Raw genomic sequence first — 20468 nt, forward strand, 5'->3', positions numbered from 1 at the left:
TGTTATTCAAACAAAACACCTACCTTTTTCAGAGATAAAACACGGACACTTTATGTTAAACAGTTTATTAATCATAGTCTTGCTTTGTACCATTAGCGCATTTTTTTCGTTATCAGAAATTTCTTTGGCAGCGTCAAGAAGAATTAAATTAAAACTCATGGCAGATGAAGGAAATCTCAATGCTGCCCATGTACTTAAGCTACAAGAAACTCCCGGCATGTTCTTTACGGTTGTCCAGATTGGTCTGAATGCCGTAGCTATCCTTGCTGGAGTTGTGGGGGAATCTGCCTTTTCCCCCGCGCTGAAAACTTTATTCGTGCAATTCATGCGCCCAGAATGGGCAGATCAACTCGGCTTTATCTGCTCTTTTGCTATTGTCACTAGTGTCTTTATACTGCTTGCTGATCTAACCCCCAAACGCATTGGAATGATTAAACCCGAAGCCGTTGCCGTCAGAATTGTCAATCCCATGCGTTTCTGCCTGACAATTTGCCGGCCACTGGTCTGGTTATTCAATGGCCTCGCTGACTATATATTCAAAATCTTTAAGATCCCGATGGAACGTAATGAAGACATTACATCTGACGATATTTATGCTGTCGTTGAGGCAGGAGCCATTGCAGGAGTATTACGCAAGCAAGAGCATGAATTAATCGAAAACGTTTTTGAACTGGAATCCCGTACCGTCCCTTCTGCCATGACCTCCCGTGAAAGCGTGGTGTACTTTGACAAAAGTGAAGACGAAAACAATATCAAAGAAAAAATTTCAACTCACCCACACTCAAAATTTCTTGTTTGTGATGGCGATATTGATCATGTTATCGGTTATGTAGATTCGAAAGATCTACTCAATCGTGTCCTGAGTGGGCAAAGCCTCAATCTGAAAGATGGCGTACAGATACGCAATGCCTTGATGATCCCTGATACTCTTTCATTGTCTGATACATTGGAAAGTTTCAAAGCTGCGGGTGAAGATTTCGCAATTATTCTCAACGAATACGCCTTAGTCATGGGTGTTATTACACTTAATGATGTCATGACCACCTTAATGGGTGATTTAATTGGTCAGGGGCAAGAAGAACAAATTGTTGTCCGTGACGAAAATTCATGGCTGGTTGAAGGTGGTACACCGATTGAAGATGTACTGCGGGTATTGGATATCGACGATTTTCCCGACTCCAGCAATTATGAAACCATCGCTGGCTTTATGATGTTCCGCCTGCGGAAAATTCCAAAACGCACAGATTTTGTGAAATTCAGTGGTTATAAATTTGAAGTTGTGGATATCGATAATTACAAAATCGATCAATTACTGGTAACGAAAATAGTCGATACTACTGGTCAAATCAATCAATCCAGCATTGAGCAGTCGTATGAAGCGTAAAGAAGCGTAACAACAGAGAGTTAAACTAAAAACGGCCAATAGGCCGTTTATTATACTAATAATGTGCTATCGATAATGGCACATATCTATCAGTAAATAAGTCATTGTAGAAAAGCTATCCCATTTCGGTTTGTAAGCGCAATACTTGCTGATTGACTTCGCTCATTACATGGAAATGACGTTTATCTTTTATCTTCGGTGGTAAGATTTTCCCATAGTTAAATTCAAAAGCGCCCATATCCTTGATATATAAACGCCCACGAAATAGAGTTTTTACGTAGAGAGCAATTTTCAGTGGGTTATAATGGTGAAAGATTTTCATCTCTGTTTTTTTCCTCCCATGCTTCTTACGGTATCATTCTACTGCCTCACTACTCAGTGAATCAGAAGACATATCACTATCATGTCAGATGTATAGACTACATATATGGAAATTTGTTCCCCGATCCCTAAGATTCAATCACTAATCTCACATAACATGTTGAAATAAAATATAATTAATGATTATCACTCCCTGATTTGCTTATATTTCACGCTAAATGTTACCAAATTGTTGCTTTTAATGAGGACAGACCAGTCAACAAGCGCTATGCTGAATATGACGTTCCCTGATAACATGCCACACTATGCCAAATGAGGAATAAATATGATAAAAAACATTGCGTTATATGCAATATTGAGTTTGATGCCAATATTTGCTTTCGCCCATAACATCACACCAGAACAACAAGTTCCTGCGGTCAGTGTGACCGATAAAGGTGAGCTGTTATTCAACGATGGCAAGTTCAGCTACCAAAATTGGGACAGTACTGAACTTCCGGGAAAAGTAAGAACTATCCAGCACATTGCTGGCCGTAGTTCCGCAAAAGAGATGAATGACCCTCTGATTCAAGCATTAAAAAATGCCGGCTTACCAAAAGATAAATATCAAACAACCAGTATCGTAAATACCGACGATGCTATTTTTGGCACCAGCGTCTTCGTTCGTAATAACCTTGAAGACAGCAAAAAACAGTTTCCATGGTCACAATTTATTGTCGACAGCAATGGACTGGCCAAGAAAGCATGGGGACTGGAACCAAAGAGTTCAGCAATTATTGTGCTGGATAAAAATGGTAACGTGAAATTTGTCAAAGACGGCAAGTTGAGTAATGAAGAGATCACGCACGTTATCAGCCTTATTGAAGAAGAACTGAAAAAATAACTTTCATCCCAACCGGATTCTAAATAACGATAATCTTTTCATAATAGTTCAGCGATAATGGTTCCACGGCAGTGGGCCATTATCACCTGAGCATTAAAAGATGCTGACTCTAAAGCCCGGGTTCAGGAAAGACTCACGCGGGGAGTAATTCAATGTTTTTCCTTCCCAATCGGTAACATGTGCACCTGCGGCAATTGCAACAGCATGTCCGGCACCCGTATCCCAGATATTCGTTGGCCCAAAGCGTGGATAAAGCTGAGCTTTTCCTTCCGCAACCATGCAAAACTTAAGTGAAGACCCAACCGATAGTATGTCGTGAACCCCTAATTGAGCAAGATAATCATTTAATTCTTCATCATTTCGGTGAGAACGGCTAACTACCACAATTGGCAGTGTTGCAGGCACAACTTTAATCGGAAGTGTCTGTCCATTGGCTTCCTTCCACGCCTGACGTCCCTGCCCCGAATACAGAATATTCTGTGCAGGGACATAAACGACACCCATAACAGGTATGCCATCCTCAATTAATGCGATATTGACAGTAAACTCACCATTCCGGCGAATAAACTCTTTTGTGCCATCCAGTGGATCAACCAACCAGTAACGCTGCCAGTTTTTCCGTTCTTCCCATATAGGAGGATCTTCTTCTGATAACAAGGGGATATCAGGGGCAATCCGCAACAATCCAGCTTTGATAATTTTATGTGCTGCAATATCCGCAGCTGTAACAGGTGAATTGTCCGTCTTGTGCTCTACTTGCAACGGTTGTTCAGACAGATAGATCTCCATGATCGCTGCACCCGCTTCCCGTGCCAATTGGCAGACTTGTTGTAGCATCATACACCTCTGCATTCTTTGTTCAGCTATCCCCTTATGCTTTCAAATTGCTACTTGAGTGGCTGTTATCTATGTCGAGGATTCATTTCCTTATCGCCATGCAGCAACCCGAAATCTCTTGGGTATATATCACTTGAAAGAAACTACATTTTTAGCGCACTTTTTACTGTAATGGCGAATACTTTATTTACCGATCACAGCTAAATCACAGCTAAATTCACGCAAAAAAATAGCCGGTTAACCGGCTATTCCATTGAAATAGAATTATAAAATTTCCAGTAATTCTACTTCAAAGATAAGTGTGCTGTAAGGAGGGATGGATGCTCCCGCACCACGCTCACCATAAGCCAGATTGTGAGGAATATAAAGTTCCCACTTAGAACCTACTGGCATCAGAGTCAGCGCTTCAATCCAGCCTGGGATCACGCCACTTACAGGAAATTCTGCTGGTGTACCACGCTGTACTGAGCTATCAAATACAGTGCCATCAATCAGGCGACCAGTATAGTGAACACTAACACGATCAGTACGAGCCGGGATTGCACCTTCACCTTGTGTCAGGACAGAAAATTGCAGCCCGGATTCAGTGCTGTTTACCCCTTCACGCTGGGCATTTTCTGTCAGGAATTTGTTGCCTTCTTCTGCCATCGTCTGCTGGCGTTCACGGCGAACGCTGTCAGCACGTTCATGTATTTCGCGCAGAGCACGATGCAGTTCTTCTACAGGAATAGCAGGAGTGCGGCTTTCCAGCGCGTCACACAATCCCGCCAAAAGCGCTTCTGGCTCCAAACCCTGCAAACCAGATTCCTGTAATTGTTGACCAACTTGCAAGCCAATACCATAACTTGCGCGTGCTTCAATAGAGTCAAAAGAAGGTTTTGTCATGAAAATACCTGTTATTAAATGAGTGAAGACTCAAGCATAACAGCACTGTACAGATGGGTAAACGCGTGAATATATTTAATCGTAACCGTAAAGAGAAAAATGATTGAGGTGACTTGTTGCAACTTCATTCTCTCAGGGGAAAAGAAAGCAGTAAAAACACCAATGGATTGATCAGACAATACTTCCCAAAAGAAATTGATTTTAATAAAGTGACTCAATAGGAGATAATTTTTGTGGAGAACTGATTAAATAACTGCCCCAAAAAACTCAGTGTAGAAAAACCCTAATTAATTACTTTAAAACTCAAAGAATTAAAATTAATTCCCTGTCTTACATGACAATTTAAGAGAAAGTTCTTTCGAAAAACAATTATAACATAACAAAATCAGTTAAATATATAATAACAAATTAAATGATTCAAATTAGAAAACTATTATTTGAATATATCTCTTGTTTTTTATTATGGGATTTATATAATAGAAAATATTCCTAAATAGAGATTAAAAACTCTGAAACACATTGTCGGCGTTCTTTGCTATATAAAGGAGTTTCACAATGTATCTCACTATTTTTATAAAACCCCTTAGTTAATCTACGTAAGTTATATTTATTATTGTTAGTATATTTCTCAGTTAGTCAACATACGACAAGAGGTCAATATATGTACAATGAAATGCTTAATAGAAAATTAGTGGAATTAAAAGAAAGTGGACAATATCGTGAATTTGTTACATTAAATCGCATTCGTGGGCAATATCCTTTAGCAAGGTTAAATAACCCAGAGAATGAAAAACCTATCGTAGTTTGGTGCAGTAACGATTACTTAGGAATGTCTCAACACCCAGTTGTAATTGAAGCTATGCATCACGCGATTGATTTATTTGGTGCTGGTTCAGGTGGCTCTCGAAATATTGGAGGTAGTCATTTCCATTATGAAGCATTAGAATCTTCATTGGCTGAATGGCACCACAAGGAGTCTGCATTAGTATTTCCAACAGGTTATGGTTCAAATGATGCAACACTACAATGTTTGTTGCGTTTATTTGAAAATTGTGTTGTTTTTTCTGATGAGCTAAATCATGCTTCTATTATTAATGGCATACGTAGCACAAAAGTTGAACGTATAAAATTCAAGCATAACAATACGAAACATTTGGAAGAATTACTTTCACAACAACCTTATGAGCGCCCCAAAATAATAGTTTTTGAATCAGTCTACTCCATGGATGGTGATATTGCACCAATTAAAGAAATTATAAATCTTGCTAAAAAATACAATGCACTAACATATCTTGATGAAGTACATGCCATTGGTATGTATGGACCTAGAGGTGAAGGAATCGCTGCTGACCTAGGTGTTGCGAATTCAATTGATATTATTCAGGGAACTATGGCTAAAGGAATTGGTGTTATTGGCGGATATATCTCCTCTTCTGATTCAATCGTTGATGCAGTACGTTCTTTCGCCTCTGGGTTTATATTTACTACTTCTCTACCACCATCTATAGTAGCAGCATGCTATGCAAGCGTTGAATATTTAAAACACTCTGATATAGAAAGAAAAAATCTACATAAGAAAACTGAAATTCTAAGAGCATATTTCAATCATGCAGGAATTCCAATCATGAGTTCTAGTGAGACACATATATTACCAGTATTAATTGGGGATGCAAAAAAATGCAAATCCGCAGCACACATGTTGCTTGAAAAACACAATATTTATTTACAACCAATTAATTCACCAACTGTGCCAATTGGAACTGAGAGATTTAGAGTAAATATTACACCTAATCATACTGAGGAACAAATTATACAACTAACGAATGCATTGACTGAAGTATTCTTATTATTCAACATTCCTTTTTCAAAAGTAGAAAAGACTATGGATATAGTTTCCAGTGAAAGTTAATTAAAATTTTATCTTCCAATAGAGTTATCATCAGAAAATATTATTCCTGTAATTTATAAATGTAATGGAAAATGAATTATAAATGTACCACATAAGAATAAAAAATGATTTTAATTTTAACTATATATTATTATCATAATAGAAAATAATTAATCATGAGATAAAATCATTGAACACTTAAATATAGAATTATTTTTTCGAAAGATATATTCAGGCACAAGGAAACTTTAACAGTTTTTATAGCATAAATACACGATAATATTCAATAAATAACATCATAGCTGTCGTTTAAACAATAAATTAGTATAAAACTTTATACTTAATTTATTTGTAATGTCAAAAACATATACTCACCGAAAAACAATTAATAGAGGTCTAATTTAATGAAAGAAAAGTTATTTATTCGTAAAGCAACGACAAAAGATATTGAAGATTTAATCGAATTAAGAAAAGTCTTATTATCTAATGGAAGCACTCATTATGCAGCAAAAAATGAAGAAGATAATTTGGCTTGGCAAAATACATATAAACTTTGGATTAAACAAAATATTTCAAATGAAAATGTACTAATCTTAGTTGGACAATATGGTAAAGACACAAACATTTGCTCATGTGTTATTGGTATAATCGATCTACGTGCACCTATCGCAGGTGCACTTAATGGTAGAGTCGGTTGGGGACAATCTCTTGTGGTACGTAACGATAGACGAAGATTAGGAATTGCTGAAGCTATGATGGACAACTTTCACCGCTGGTTTAAAGATAAAAACGTTCATAAAATAGTTATTCAATCTAGCAAAATGGCAGAAGAGTTCAATAGGAAAAGAGGTTACCTACAAACTGGAGAACAATTATTGTTTAAAATAATTGAATAGGAGAATTATGTGATGAAAGTCTTAATCATCGGCATGGGTTTTTCAGGAAAGATGTTTGTTGAGTCATTTAATAGTATTTCGTGTCTCTATGAAAGAAAAATCAATATTGCTTACACTTCTAGAACACAAAAAAATATTGACTTGTTATATTACCCCACTGTTAAATCTGCGTTAAATTTATTTAGCCCAGACATATTAGTAATATCTGTTAATGATGAAATTCATGGAGAAATTTTATCATTAATCAAAAACTTCGGGGGATTTATCATATGTGAAAAACCTTTTGTAGATCCGAATTTTGATCTAGATATAGCCGAAAATTTATTGGAGAACGCATCAGGATTCTGTTTAAATATGGTTGCAAGATATTCAAAAGCAGCTCGGCTATTAAAAGAATATGTAAAAAAGAATAAATTAAAATTGATAAGAGCAAATTTTTTATGGGGAAAGAATAGAATTAATGACTATAGACCAACCACAGGAATTATTAATGAAATCATTCATTCCTTGGATCTTATTCAATGGATCAATTTTGATAATCCATTATATTTAAGAAAAATTCAAGGAGTAAAATCTGATTACTCAATATCTGGAGAAGAAATTGTAGACAGTGTTTCTATTATAGGACAAATAGATGAAGCTATAGTCACAGGATACAGTAGCTTTGTAAATTTATTCAGAAGAAGAGAATTGGATTTTACTTTTAAAAATTATTATGGACAATTAATTTTTTCCAAATTATCTTTTGATACCCCAAATTGGTATGAAGATTCAGTAAAAATTTGGTCAGAGAAAAGTGGTCAATTTGACGAAATTTTATCTTTTAACTCTCTGGACCATAAATATAATGGTGATAGAAAAATAGAGAGGATTACTAATCTTGTCAAAGACATTACTGAATTAATCCTACTAGAAAAAAAACCTTACTTTGATTTTCCTACGTTGAAAGATGCTATACGTCTTCAAAAAATCCTTAATAAAATTAATGCTGAAAAACCCTCATTTCATAAAGTTAAATATAATTCATCAAAAGAAAGAATTTTATTAAACGAACAAAGTGGATTCGATAGGTTAGGATAAAAAATTAGCAAGGAACCTAAACAACGTTCCTTGCTATATTTATAAATTCTTGGATAAAATATTTTTTATTATTTAAGTTGATACCTTTCCTATAAGAAATATAAATATTTCTATGGAGAACAACAGGAAGATCATATAGTTTTATATTATCAAATTCCTTAAAGAATAATTTCGGGCCTATAGAAATTCCAATTCCTAAGCTAATCATTTTTACAATTGTATTACAATCAGTTATGTACGAATGAATATTAGGCACTATATTAGTTTTATTAAAAAAAATTTCAATTTGATGTTTATATGGTGCGGTAGGCATAATAATTTTATTTTTTTTAAAAAAAATATCTATATTATCTGGGCAAAACTTTAAATTATTAGGTGTTGCTATAACTAACTTATCCTCTAAAAATGGAATTGATTCACAACCAAAATCACAACTAATTGTAAAACCAAAATCTATTACTTTATTCAGAACCCAATCTTGTATTTCATCATATGTTCCTTCAAACATTATAATTTCAATAGAAGGATATAATCCATTAAATTCCTTTATAATCAGAGGTAAAATATTTTTTTGCACGCTAGTAAAAACTCCAATTTTTAAAAAATCAGGGTGTAATTCATCAAAAAAATTTAATTTCATTAGTTCTCTATTAATTTCTAATATCTTACAAATATATGTATAAACTTTTATCCCATAAGGAGTTAAACTAATTTTCCTGCCATCCCTCACAAATAAAGGCACTCCTAACTCCTTTTCCAGACTAGAAATTGCATGACTTATCGCAGATTGCGTTCGGTTTGATTTTTCAGCAGCCTTGGTAAAACTACCAGTTTTAATAACTGATTCAAAAATTTCATATTTGATAATACTCATGATTTTTTTTCATATCCCAACATTAAAATTATTCATTTTATTTAATCAATATCACATTATACACTGATATTATACACTGATATTATACACTGATATTATACACTGATATTATACAGTAAGTTTACATAAGAAATTATCATTACAACATATAATTCTATATGAAATATTTTCTAATATAATATTTATAGCCATGCATAACAGTAGCATGCAGCAATACAATTTATCAATCAACTACTATTGCATAAACTATAGTTGGTATTGATATTATGACGTGCTATTTTTTCGATAAAATACTATTAGTCTAATCTAATAGATTAGGTTCAGCATTCCGCTCCTATTTTGGGAAAGTTTCTTTCACCGAAGTTGCCCATAGAATCGTAACAATTTGTGGTTGTTAGCTTCCTTGGTAGACGCGGAAGTTTCTGATAAGGAATTATTCATGGTACCAAAGAAACTATAGTTTCCTCTACAATGAGAGCATGTTGATTCCCTGTGTAAGATAAGAAATAGTTTATTTGAGCAATAGTACCATAAACTCACTACAACTACTAAAAGGTTCAATAATTTAATGAATAACTGTGTGTTTTTTATCAAAATAATTATTTTGTTAATTAGTTATGAGATGACGATTATATAACGCTGAGTATTTATTATTTTTTAATTATATAAAGTAAAGGTCATTTGCTATGAAAAGAGTTATTTTTTTAGCTATAGGTATGTTTGCACTAGGATTTGATGCATATATCATCGCAGGGCTTGTACCGGGAATTAGTGCAACTTATCAAAAAAGTGCTTCTCAAATTGGACAAGCTGTAAGTATATTTACTTTATGCTATGCAATATCAGCTCCACTGTTTGCTTCTCTTTTAGTAGGCAAACCAATAAAAAAAGTTCTATTAGCCTCTATGGCAATCTTTGGTTTTGCAAACGCATTAACAGCACTCTCTCCTAATTTTTCTATATTCCTGATATCAAGAGCGATTGCTGGCGTTGGTGCTGGTTTATTTTCACCATTAGCGGTGGCAGGCTCGACTATGTTAGTTCCTATAGAAAAAAAAGGACGAGCACTTGGTTTAACAATAGGTGGAATGAGCATGGGAACAGTATTAGGTGTTCCTGTAGGTCTTTATATTGCTAGCCAATTTGATTGGCAATCTGCAATGTGGTTTGTCGTTATTTTAAGTTTTATCGCTGCATTAAGTATTCTGAAATTTTTACCGCATGTTCCAATCACAGCATCCCCCGCTATAAAAGAAAGAATCGCAATGTTTTTAGACAAAAGAGTGACAATTACCGTGCTAATAACATTTTTCGCGAGTGTTGCAAGTTTAGGTTTATACACCTATTTATCCCCATTATTACAAAGTATCAATGGTTCAGATAATTTAACAATATACCTATGGGCTTGGGGTTTGGGCGGATTATTTGGCAGTTTATCAATTGGATATTTAATTGATTATTTTAAAAGGCCTAAAACTTTAATGGCTTTTATATTAATCATCTTAACATGCTCTGTCATATGTATTCCAATAATGATTAATCTATCATTTATAAAATATTTGCCATTCTTCTTATGGGGAGCAATGGGATGGGCATCAGGAGCACCTCAGCAACATATTCTATTATCATACCAGCCTAAACATGGTACTGCTGCTATCGCGCTCAACAGTTCGATTAATTATCTAGGAAGCTCGGTAGGAGCACTATTAGGCGGAGTAGTTATCTCTCTGGGAATGGGAGAGATGATTTTAATCTATTTTGCAATATTTTCTATGGTTATTTCATTGGGTCTTCAGTTATATAGTATGAAAAGTAATGCATTTAAAATAATAGCTGAAAAATAACATTCTCTTTTTAAAGAAAGGATAAACAACACCGAGGGATGAAGCTTCACCACCTCATCCCTCAATGTCACATGTTCGTAAGCCTAATCAAAAATTAAGCTTCTGAAACGATGTTAACGTTCAACTGTGCGAATACATCGCTGTGTACTTGGAAGTGAACTTCATGCTCACCAACAGTACGCAGAACGCCGTTAGACAGGCGAACTTCGCTCTTAGATACTTCAACACCAGCAGCAGTTACTGCATCAGCGATGTCACGAGTACCGATAGAACCGAACAGTTTGCCTTCGTCACCCGCTTTAGAAGCGATGGTAACAGAACCCAGTGCGTTGATTTTCTCTGCACGAGCTTGCGCTGCTGTCAGAACGTCAGCCAGTTTGGCTTCCAGTTCAACACGGCGAGCTTCGAAGAATTCGATGTTTTTCTTAGTTGCAGGAACAGCTTTGCCCTGTGGCACTAAGAAGTTACGGGCATAACCCGATTTAACGTTAACTTGGTCACCCAGGCTACCCAGGTTCGCTACTTTATCAAGCAGAATAACTTGCATTACCTTATCCTCTCAAAGTCGTTAATGGACTGAGCCTATTACTGATGACGATCAGTATAAGGCAACAGAGACAGGTAGCGCGCACGCTTGATAGCACGAGCGAGTTGGCGCTGGTATTTTGCACGAGTGCCGGTAATACGGCTTGGTACAATTTTACCGCTTTCGGTAATGTAGTTTTTCAGCGTAGCAATGTCTTTATAATCGATCTCTTGTACGCCTTCCGCTGTGAAGCGGCAGAACTTGCGACGACGGAAATAACGTGCCATTTGGCTAGTCTCCAGAATCTATCAATTCAATCTGCTCGGCATGAAGAACCAGTTTACTCAGACCATTGCGCCCATAATGGGAGTTAATGAATCCTGAAACAGTTATTCGACTGCCGACCGTTATACTGTGAGTATATTCCTGTAACAACTGTCCGCTGGCAATAACGGGCATTCTGCACCATGACTGCCTGCTGAAACCGGCTTCCTTTTGCTGTGAACGATGTTCAAGCACAAACTGACAATGTGGAATACCGGATGGACTGACTTTTCGTATCGGTGCCTTGCACACTGTGCCAGAAAGCACCAAACGATTGGTTGTCACGGTAATTACTCTTCAGAATCCCCAGCTTCATCAGCATCATCAACCAGGTCTTCTTCCAGAGCCAGATCACGGCTACGACGTTCGTCTTTAGCCTTAACCATTGGTGATGCTTCAGTTACTGCGTGCTTAACGCGCATAACCATGCTGCGGATAACGGCGTCGTTGAAGCGGAAGTTAGTTTCCAGTTCATCAATCGCTTCTTGTGGCGCTTCAACGTTCAGCAGAACGTAGTGAGCCTTGTGCAGTTTGTTGATTGGGTAAGCCAATTGACGACGACCCCAGTCTTCCAAACGGTGGATCTGACCTTGCGCGTTAGTGATAGTCGCACTGTAACGCTCGATCATGCCCGGAACCTGTTCGCTTTGATCAGGATGGACCATAAAAACGATTTCGTAATGACGCATTAGCATTGCTCCTTACGGATTATTCAGCCTCCTGTCAGGGTCAGCCGTGGCCCATGGAGGCAAGGAACGTGTTTAGTACGGCTGAAAAATCGACGCGTCACTATACCCGTACAATATAAAAAACTCAAGGTACGCGTAGGAGAAAAACGCGTTTATTCTTCTTTCAAACGATTTGAAATAGGTAAAAATTACTGGGCGCTTCTCTGACGTACGATTTCAAACAAGCATACCCCTGTTGCAACCGATACATTCAGGGAAGAAACTGAGCCTGCCATTGGAATACTGATCAGTTCATCGCAATGTTCACGGGTCAGCCGACGCATTCCTTCGCCTTCCGCCCCCATAACTAAGGCCATCGGGCCAGTTAATTTGCTCTCGTATAACGCATGAGTGGCTTCACCCGCCGTCCCGACAATCCAGATATTGTGTTCTTGCAGCAAACGTAAAGTACGGGCAAGGTTGGTCACACGGATCAGTGGTACGCTTTCTGCGGCACCACAGGCAACTTTTTTAGCTGTCGCATTCAATTGTGCTGAGCGATCACGGGGAACGATAACCGCATCAACTCCCGCAGCATCAGCAGTACGCAGACAAGCCCCCAAATTATGGGGATCAGTAACACCGTCCAGTATCAACAGAAATGGGCGATCCATCCGGGATAACAAATCCGGCAAATCATTTTCTTGATACTGACGACTCGGTTTGACCCGGGCAATGATTCCTTGGTGTACGCCACTTTCTGTCTGGGCATCCAACCATTGGCGATTGGCCAGTTGCACCGCAATGCCGATACTTTCCAGTTCCTGCAACAATGGAGTCAAACGACGATCTTCACGCCCTTTTAATACATAAACTTCCATGAATCGCTGTGGATCACGTTCCAACAGGGCTTTAACGGCATGGATACCGTAGATAATTTCACTCATGACTGGCTGATACCTAACTCACTGATTGACTATTTTTACTGACTGTTTTTATGGGCAATTAATTCATGCTTTTCTTTGCACGTTTTGCTTTCAGTTTTGCCGTAATTTTTTTGGTTGTGTCTGATTGTTTTTTCTTTTTGCTTTGCTTAGGCGATTTAGGTTTTTCCGTACTTTTCTTTTTACGAAATTCGCTATCTGGCTCAAAATTGGCTGTTTTTTTATAATCCCGACCTTTTTTACCATTCTTACGCTCTGAATTTGAATTGCCTTTTTTCGCCTTATCACGCGCTGTTTTACCTTGGTTACGCGCTTTACGTGTCGAGGAAAGCAAGGTGAAATTAATATTACGCTCATCCATGTGTACGGCTTCCACACGGATCTCAACTTCATCACCAAGGCGATATGTTTGCCCGGAAGACTCACCAATCAAGCGCTGGCCGACATTATCGTATCTGTAATAATCATTATCCAGAGTCGAAACATGGACCAAACCATCAATGAACAGATCATTCAAGCGGACAAAAAAACCGAAACCAGTCACACTGGTAATAAGTCCGGTGAAAACATTACCCACCTGATCTTGCATGAAATCACATTTCAGCCAGTCAGCTACATCTCTTGTCGCTTCATCTGCACGACGTTCGCTCATGGAACAGTGGTCGCCCAATTGCAGCATGTGTTCCATATCGTTGTGCCAGCCACCTGTTGGCGTCTCGCGATGCTCAACAACACCGTTTTCTTGCGCCAATAAATATTTGATAGCACGGTGCAATGCCAAATCAGGATAGCGGCGGATCGGTGAAGTAAAATGAGAATAAGCACGCAACGCCAGACCAAAGTGCCCCCGATTTTCCGGCTCATAAATTGCCTGTTTCATGGAGCGCAGCAGCATTGTTTGCAGCAATTCGTGATCTGGTCGCTCTGCGACATCTTTCATCAATTGCGCATAATCTTTCGACTCTGGCTTCAGGCCACCCAATAAACTCAACCCCAGTTCATTGAAGACCGAACGAAGATTCAGGATGCTCTCTTCTCTCGGGCGATCATGAATACGGTATAACGCTGGCTCATTATGTTTTTCAACAAAGCGGGCAGCCGCAATGTTAGCCAGAATCATACATTCTTCGATAAGTTTATGAGCATCGTTGCGTACAACTGGCTCAATACTCTCAATACGGCGTTCCGCGTTAAAAATAAATTTGGCTTCTTCAGATTCAAACGAAATCGCCCCACGATCTTCGCGCGCATGTTCCAGAGCCTGATAAAGTTCATGCAGGTGCTCAATATGAGTCACCAGCGGCTTGTAATGTTCACGCAGTTCTTGATCACCCTGCAAAATCTTCCAAACTTTCGTATAGGTCAAACGCGCATGTGAATTCATCACCGCTTCGTAAAACTTATAGGAAGATAATTTACCTTGGGCAGAAATGGTCATTTCACACACCATACACAGGCGATCAACGTCTGGATTGAGGGAGCACAATCCATTCGACAGCACTTCTGGCAGCATTGGTACAACTTGGGACGGAAAATAGACCGAATTACCACGGCTGCGTGCTTCTGTATCCAAAGCTGTTTGTGGACGAACGTAGTAACTCACATCAGCAATCGCAACCCACAAACGCCAACCACCACCGCGTTTTCTTTCGCAATATACCGCGTCATCAAAGTCACGGGCATCTTCGCCATCGATTGTTACCAACGGCAATTCACGTAAATCAACACGGCCTTGTTTAGCGAATTCAGGAACATTCTCATCTAAATCAGCCACCTGTTTTTCAACCATGGGTGGCCAACTATGTGGGATTTCATGGGTACGAAGCGCAATTTCAACCGCCATACTCGTTCCCATCGTTTCACCCAATACTTCAACAATTTTGCCTATGGCTTTGGTACGGCGAGTCGAGCGATTTGTTAATTCAATCACCACGACGTTTCCCATTCTTGCTCCGCAAGTATCTTCTTTCGGGATCAAGATATCAAAACACAGGCGGCTATCATCAGGAACGACAAACCCCATGCCTGCATCTATGAAATATCGGCCAACTATTTGGCTGTTTTTCGGCTCCAGTACTCGTACGATACGGACTTCAATGCGGCCTTTTCTGTCTGGTCGCAAAGGTTGTGCCAGTACAACATCACCGTGGATAGCCATTTTCATCTGTTCGGCAGATAGATAAAAATCTTCTTTGTGGCCTTCTACCCGCAGGAAACCATAGCCATCACGGTGACCGATCACCATTCCTTTCAATAAATCTAAACGCTCTGGCAGCGCGTAACATTGACGACGGGTAAAAACTAACTGTCCATCACGTTCCATTGCCCGCAAACGGCGGCGCAATGCTTCCTGTGCATCTGCACTGGTTAATTGAAGTTCTTGTGCTAATTCCTGACGGCTTACCGGAGCGGTGTGTTTAGAAATGATATCCAAGATGTATTCACGGCTTGGAATTGGAGATTCGTATTTTTCAGCCTCTCGTTCCTGAAAAGGATCTTTTGACATCGTCATTCCTCTGTTGTCATCAGCAAGCTGTTTATCCCCTTACTTCACTAGCCAGAAGCAACTGATAAAGGGGACGATTGTCTTTAACCATATCGGCCAAAGTATGTTTATCCAACTCTTCCAAAAAATTCTCTACTGCTTGATTCAAGACTGATTTTAAGCGACATGCAGGCGTGATTTGACAAGCACTACAGTTAACCAATGCAAGTGGCTCTAATGAGCGAACCACATCACCAATTTTGATCTCGCTGGCAGGTTTACCCAGACTAATGCCACCATTTTTTCCTCTGACAGCCTTCACCAACCCTAAATGACTAAGTTGGTTGATGATCTTTACCATATGGTTACGTGAGACACCATAAACTTCGGTTACCTCTGTAATGCTCGTCATTTGACCTGCTGGTAAAGAAGCCATATAAATCAAAGCACGTAATCCATAATCGGTAAAACTGGTTAACTGCACACTCACCTCTGGGAGACTGAATATAACGGGGGTTTATTTGGAACCAAAAATGTCTGTTCTGTATATTGGTTTTCGTTAGTTGTTCATCATTATGTGGGTATTTTTAAAATTAAGCAAAACAGAGCGGCTTGCTTCTTGATTTCTTAAAAAACAAAAACCGGGCATTAAGCCCGGTTATGTATGCCTAAAAGATTAAACTATCAATTAAGCATCAAATGGATCACGCAGGATCATCGTTTCTGCACGATCTGGGCCTGTAGAAATAATATCAACAGGAACACCAGTCAGCTCTTCTACACGTTTGATGTAGTTCAATGCTGCTTGTGGCAACTGGCTGTGATCTTTCACACCGAAGGTACTTTCATCCCAACCTGGCAGCGTTTCATAAACGGCTTCCAGACCTTCCCAGTTTTCTGCCGCTAATGGCGTAATGTCAATTACGGAGCCATCAGGCCGGCGATAGCCAACACAGATTTTCACTTCTTTCAAGCCATCCAGCACATCCAGTTTGGTCATGCAGAAGCCTGACAAGGAGTTGATTTGGATCGCACGACGAATAGCAATGATATCCAGCCAGCCGGTACGACGACTACGACCTGTAGTAGCACCAAATTCCTGACCTTTCTGACGCAGGTATTCACCAGTTTCATCAAACAGTTCGGTTGGGAATGGGCCTGCACCAACACGGGTAGAGTAAGCCTTGATGATACCCAGAACATAGTCAACATAACGTGGACCCAGACCGGAACCAGTTGCAACACCACCCGCAGTGGTATTGGAAGAAGTCACATAAGGGTAAGTACCGTGGTCAATATCCAACAGTGTTCCTTGTGCACCCTCGAACATCACCAGTTCACCTTTCTGAGTTGCTTTGTAAAGCAGATCAGAAACGTCAACTACCATGCCAGTCAGGATATCAGCAACAGCCAGAATGTCGTCCAACGTCTTCTGATAATCAACAGCCGGTTCTTTGTAGTAGTTAACCAGTTGGAAATTGTGATAATCAATGATTTCTTTCAGTTTGGCAGCGAAGGCTTCTTTATCAAACAGATCACCAACACGAAGACCACGACGTGCAACTTTATCTTCGTATGCCGGGCCGATGCCACGACCAGTAGTGCCAATCGCTTTAGCGCCACGTGCTTTTTCGCGGGCATTATCCAATGCAACATGATAAGGCAGGATCAGCGGACAGGCTTCAGAAACCAGTAAGCGTTCACGTACAGGAATCCCACGTGATTCAAGCTCTCTCATCTCTTTCATCAAAGCATCTGGTGCTAAAACGACCCCATTTGCGATAATGCTAATGACATTTTCACGTAAGATCCCAGATGGGATTAAGTGGAGAACGGTTTTTTCACCGTTGATGACTAGTGTATGGCCCGCATTGTGGCCCCCTTGATAACGAACTACATACTTAGCTCGTTCAGTCAGCAAGTCGACGATTTTACCCTTGCCCTCGTCACCCCATTGGGTGCCCAATACGACAACGTTCTTACCCATTTCAAAATTTCACTCGGTTGCTTAAAAATGGATTCTACCATCTCATTTAGCACCTTTCAGTATTTTTTGTCACTTCTGTTATTTCGTTTCGTCATATAAATGGGATAATAAGTAAACATTGGGAATGATGACCGTATACAAAAAAGCCACTGTACGTTTTTTTACAGTGGCTTAGGAAGCGGCCAAACATGTCAGCCGTATTTTTTCAATGAAAGTGATTTAAGGTAATCAACCTGTCAACACCACTCAATCATTCGAACTATGGCGCTGCCTAGATGGCTCTTTCATATAACGGAAGAAATCGTTATCTGGGCTGAGAACCATAATGTTACCGTCATTATTGAAGCTCTTTTCGTAAGCACGCAGGCTACGGATGAATGCATAGAATTCAGGATCTTCACTGAATGCGTCAGCAAACAGTTTGGTCGCTTGTGCATCACCTTCACCACGTAAAACCAATGCCTGGCTGTTTGCCTCAGCTTTGATTTCAGTCGCTTGTTTATCAGCAGTTGCACGGACTTTCTCCGCTTCTTCCAAACCTTGTGAACGATGACGACGAGCCACAGCTTCACGTTCCGCACGCATACGCTGATAAATTGCACCGGAGACTTCATCTGGCAAGTTTATTTGCTTGATACGAACATCCACAACTTCAATCCCCAGAGCCGCCATACTGTTCGGATTCAGGACGGATTGTTTAACTTTCGTTTCTTTCTCTACACGTGCCGCAGCTGAAGCAATATCACTATCTGCGCTTGAGTCACTTTCATCTGTTCCCAAGTTCAACGCATTACGGACATCTGTCGTCAAACGACCACGAGAATCGGTTACGATCCCGCGCACATCCAGACGACCAATTTCAGAACGCAGACGGTCACTGAATTTGCGTTTCAACAACAGTTCAGCCTGAGAAATTTCTCCATTACCTGTTGCCAGATAATAGCGACTGAAATCTTCAATGCGCCACTTCAGATAAGAGTCAACAATCAGGTCCTTATTTTCACTTGTCAGAAAACGGTCAGCCTTGATATCCATAGTCTGGATTCGGGCATCAAGTGTTTTAACTGTTTCAATAAATGGAATTTTGAAATGCGGGCCGGGCTGATAAACCAAAGGTTTATTTTCAGAGTCACGCATCACTTTACCAAAACGCAGCATAATGCCACGCTGACCTTCATACACGATAAATATCGACGAATACAACACGACCAATACGACAGCAATAACAAAGACGAATGACTTACGCATGATTATGGTCTCCCTTGTCTTTGCGTATCACCACGCAGATTGTTTGAATTTCCGTAGCCAGAGCTGTCATAACCAGAATTATAACTTGAGTGCCTTTGCGTCGATGTTGAGTGCGTCGTGTGGCCCTGCTCCGAAGTTACCTTGCTTCCTGACTGAAGTTTTGGTGCTTCAGCCTGATGACGCAGGATTTGCTCCAACGGCAATACCAACATGTTATTGCTATTTTCGTTCGCAATAATTTTGCGGGTATGGCTCAGAACACGCTCCATTGTTTCAATGTAAAGGCGCTCACGAGTAATTTCTGGTGCGGCTTTATACTCAGGCAGGATTTTGGCGAAACTTGCCACTTCACCCTGAGCATTCAATATCGCACTCACCTTATAGGCTTTAGCTTCTTCAATAATGCGTTGAGCATCACCCTTAGCGATTGGCAGAACAGAGTTTTTGTAGGCTTCTGCTTCACGAATCGTTTTTTGCTCTTCTTCACGGGCGGCGATAACATCGTCGAATGCAGCTTTCACCTCTTCCGGTGGACGCGCAGCCTGGAAGTTAACGTCCAGCAGCGTAATACCCATCTTGTACGGACGAATAGTTTCTTCCAGTACTTTCTGAGTGTCATTACGTACAATTGTACGATCTGCCGTCAGGATTTTTTCCATTGTGTATTTGCCAACTACCCCACGCACTGCGCTGTCTGTTGCTTGACGCAGACTATTGTCAGGATTGGTGACATTGAAAAGATAGGCCGCAGGGTCAGTTACACGGTACTGAACGTTCATTTCAGCACGCACAACGTTTTCATCTGATGTCAGCATGATACCGGTTGTCGCCAGTTCACGAACAGATTCAACGTTAACGGCACGAACCCGATCGATAAACGTCATTTTCCAGTTCAAGCCAGGCTGAACAATATGGGCAAATTTACCCAACCGAGTAACCACACCACGCTCTGTTTCTTTAATCGTATAGAAACCACTTACAACCCAGACAACAACTACAGCAGCAACGGCAAGGCCAATCAGACGCCCACCAAATTTAGGGGTCTGTTCAGAACCATTTCCACCTTTGTTTCTACCGAAACCACCAAGTTTTTCGCTCAGTTTACGGAACAGATCGTCGAGATCAGTTGCCCCACGATTTCGACTACCTTTATTGTTGCTATTGTTGCCGCCGGAGTTGCCGCCATTATTATTGCTGCTTCCCCACGGGTCGCGGTCCTGTCCGTTATTACCGGGCTGATTCCACGCCATGTTTTAGCTCCACTTTTTAGTTTTTCACTGGTTTTTCAGAGGTGACTGCTCTCCACCCAAACGGGTGAGGCTTCCCACTTCCCAGGCCGTTGCCTATCCCGGATAGGTCTGACAACGGCCTCCATGGGCAGAAACGACAAACTT

20 protein-coding genes are annotated in these 20468 nt (G+C 39.9%); 6 read left to right on the forward strand and 14 right to left on the reverse strand.

Annotation, left to right across the window (positions count from 1 at the left end; genetic code table 11):
- The first annotated feature begins 52 nt into the window (after positions 1 to 52).
- Entirely contained in the window at positions 53 to 1384 is a 1332-nt protein-coding gene (gene paeA, locus AC5JQI_RS17575; protein ID WP_237385564.1) for a polyamine export protein PaeA, read from the forward strand.
- Positions 1385 to 1499: 115 nt separating this feature from the next.
- On the opposite strand, the gene AC5JQI_RS17580 is transcribed toward paeA, so the two are convergent.
- Positions 1500 to 1706 carry a DUF1107 domain-containing protein gene (locus AC5JQI_RS17580; RefSeq protein ID WP_086111906.1) on the reverse strand — a complete coding sequence of 69 codons (207 nt, stop codon included), beginning with the start codon at positions 1704 to 1706 and terminating at the stop codon, positions 1500 to 1502.
- 324 nt (positions 1707 to 2030) lie between these two features.
- Here AC5JQI_RS17580 and AC5JQI_RS17585 point away from each other — a divergent pair, with 324 nt between their 5' ends.
- Positions 2031 to 2588, forward strand: coding sequence for a YtfJ family protein (locus AC5JQI_RS17585; protein WP_493913103.1), 558 nt, complete (start codon positions 2031 to 2033; stop codon positions 2586 to 2588).
- A gap of 93 nt (positions 2589 to 2681) precedes the next feature.
- Here the strand turns inward: AC5JQI_RS17585 and cysQ are convergent, their stop codons facing one another.
- Complete coding sequence (cysQ, locus tag AC5JQI_RS17590; protein ID WP_493914727.1) at positions 2682 to 3425, reverse strand: 3'(2'),5'-bisphosphate nucleotidase CysQ; 744 nt, start codon at positions 3423 to 3425, stop codon at positions 2682 to 2684.
- Between the two features lie 264 nt (positions 3426 to 3689).
- Positions 3690 to 4310, reverse strand: coding sequence for a BamJ family beta-barrel-assembly machinery protein (gene bamJ, locus AC5JQI_RS17595; RefSeq protein ID WP_092551994.1), 621 nt, complete (start codon positions 4308 to 4310; stop codon positions 3690 to 3692).
- 661 nt (positions 4311 to 4971) lie between these two features.
- Here bamJ and hemA point away from each other — a divergent pair.
- From hemA to AC5JQI_RS17610, 3 genes are all read left to right on the forward strand, one after another.
- Positions 4972 to 6219, forward strand: coding sequence for a 5-aminolevulinate synthase (gene hemA, locus AC5JQI_RS17600; protein WP_493913104.1), 1248 nt, complete (start codon positions 4972 to 4974; stop codon positions 6217 to 6219).
- A 383-nt stretch (positions 6220 to 6602) separates the two neighbouring features.
- Complete coding sequence (locus tag AC5JQI_RS17605) at positions 6603 to 7094, forward strand: GNAT family N-acetyltransferase (RefSeq protein ID WP_493913105.1); 492 nt, start codon at positions 6603 to 6605, stop codon at positions 7092 to 7094.
- A gap of 9 nt (positions 7095 to 7103) precedes the next feature.
- Entirely contained in the window at positions 7104 to 8174 is a 1071-nt protein-coding gene (locus tag AC5JQI_RS17610; RefSeq protein WP_493913106.1) for a Gfo/Idh/MocA family oxidoreductase, read from the forward strand.
- Between the two features lie 16 nt (positions 8175 to 8190).
- Here AC5JQI_RS17610 and AC5JQI_RS17615 read toward each other — a convergent pair whose 3' ends face one another.
- Positions 8191 to 9048, reverse strand: a complete 858-nt coding sequence (locus AC5JQI_RS17615; protein WP_493913107.1) for a LysR family transcriptional regulator — start codon at positions 9046 to 9048, stop codon at positions 8191 to 8193.
- Positions 9049 to 9734: 686 nt separating this feature from the next.
- On the opposite strand from AC5JQI_RS17615, the gene AC5JQI_RS17620 reads away from it, so the two are divergent.
- Entirely contained in the window at positions 9735 to 10892 is a 1158-nt protein-coding gene (locus AC5JQI_RS17620) for an MFS transporter (RefSeq protein WP_493913108.1), read from the forward strand.
- 94 nt (positions 10893 to 10986) lie between these two features.
- Here AC5JQI_RS17620 and rplI read toward each other — a convergent pair whose 3' ends face one another.
- The 10 genes from rplI to hflK all read right to left on the reverse strand — a co-directional run bounded on the left by rplI (position 10987) and on the right by hflK (position 20324).
- A complete protein-coding gene (rplI, locus tag AC5JQI_RS17625; RefSeq protein WP_237385567.1) occupies positions 10987 to 11439 on the reverse strand; it encodes a 50S ribosomal protein L9 in 453 nt (150 codons plus the stop codon).
- Between the two features lie 38 nt (positions 11440 to 11477).
- Positions 11478 to 11705, reverse strand: coding sequence for a 30S ribosomal protein S18 (gene rpsR, locus AC5JQI_RS17630; RefSeq protein WP_000135199.1), 228 nt, complete (start codon positions 11703 to 11705; stop codon positions 11478 to 11480).
- A 4-nt stretch (positions 11706 to 11709) separates the two neighbouring features.
- Positions 11710 to 12027, reverse strand: coding sequence for a primosomal replication protein N (gene priB / locus AC5JQI_RS17635; protein WP_493913109.1), 318 nt, complete (start codon positions 12025 to 12027; stop codon positions 11710 to 11712).
- Between the two features lie 5 nt (positions 12028 to 12032).
- Positions 12033 to 12431 (reverse strand): 30S ribosomal protein S6, encoded by a 399-nt coding sequence (gene rpsF / locus AC5JQI_RS17640; RefSeq protein ID WP_237385568.1) that lies wholly within the window; start codon positions 12429 to 12431, stop codon positions 12033 to 12035.
- A 188-nt stretch (positions 12432 to 12619) separates the two neighbouring features.
- A complete protein-coding gene (gene rlmB / locus AC5JQI_RS17645) occupies positions 12620 to 13357 on the reverse strand; it encodes a 23S rRNA (guanosine(2251)-2'-O)-methyltransferase RlmB (protein WP_237385569.1) in 738 nt (245 codons plus the stop codon).
- 58 nt (positions 13358 to 13415) lie between these two features.
- A complete protein-coding gene (gene rnr / locus AC5JQI_RS17650; protein WP_493913110.1) occupies positions 13416 to 15860 on the reverse strand; it encodes a ribonuclease R in 2445 nt (814 codons plus the stop codon).
- Positions 15861 to 15891: 31 nt separating this feature from the next.
- The gene (nsrR, locus tag AC5JQI_RS17655) at positions 15892 to 16323 is read right to left on the reverse strand and encodes a nitric oxide-sensing transcriptional repressor NsrR (RefSeq protein ID WP_323854964.1); all 432 of its coding nucleotides are present in this window, start codon (positions 16321 to 16323) and stop codon (positions 15892 to 15894) included.
- A 204-nt stretch (positions 16324 to 16527) separates the two neighbouring features.
- Complete coding sequence (locus AC5JQI_RS17660; protein ID WP_493913111.1) at positions 16528 to 17826, reverse strand: adenylosuccinate synthase; 1299 nt, start codon at positions 17824 to 17826, stop codon at positions 16528 to 16530.
- A gap of 246 nt (positions 17827 to 18072) precedes the next feature.
- The gene (gene hflC, locus AC5JQI_RS17665; RefSeq protein WP_493913112.1) at positions 18073 to 19074 is read right to left on the reverse strand and encodes a protease modulator HflC; all 1002 of its coding nucleotides are present in this window, start codon (positions 19072 to 19074) and stop codon (positions 18073 to 18075) included.
- Between the two features lie 2 nt (positions 19075 to 19076).
- Positions 19077 to 20324, reverse strand: a complete 1248-nt coding sequence (gene hflK, locus AC5JQI_RS17670; protein ID WP_493913113.1) for an FtsH protease activity modulator HflK — start codon at positions 20322 to 20324, stop codon at positions 19077 to 19079.
- Positions 20325 to 20468: the final 144 nt, after the last annotated feature.

The organism is Xenorhabdus sp. XBWT (assembly GCF_059072735.1).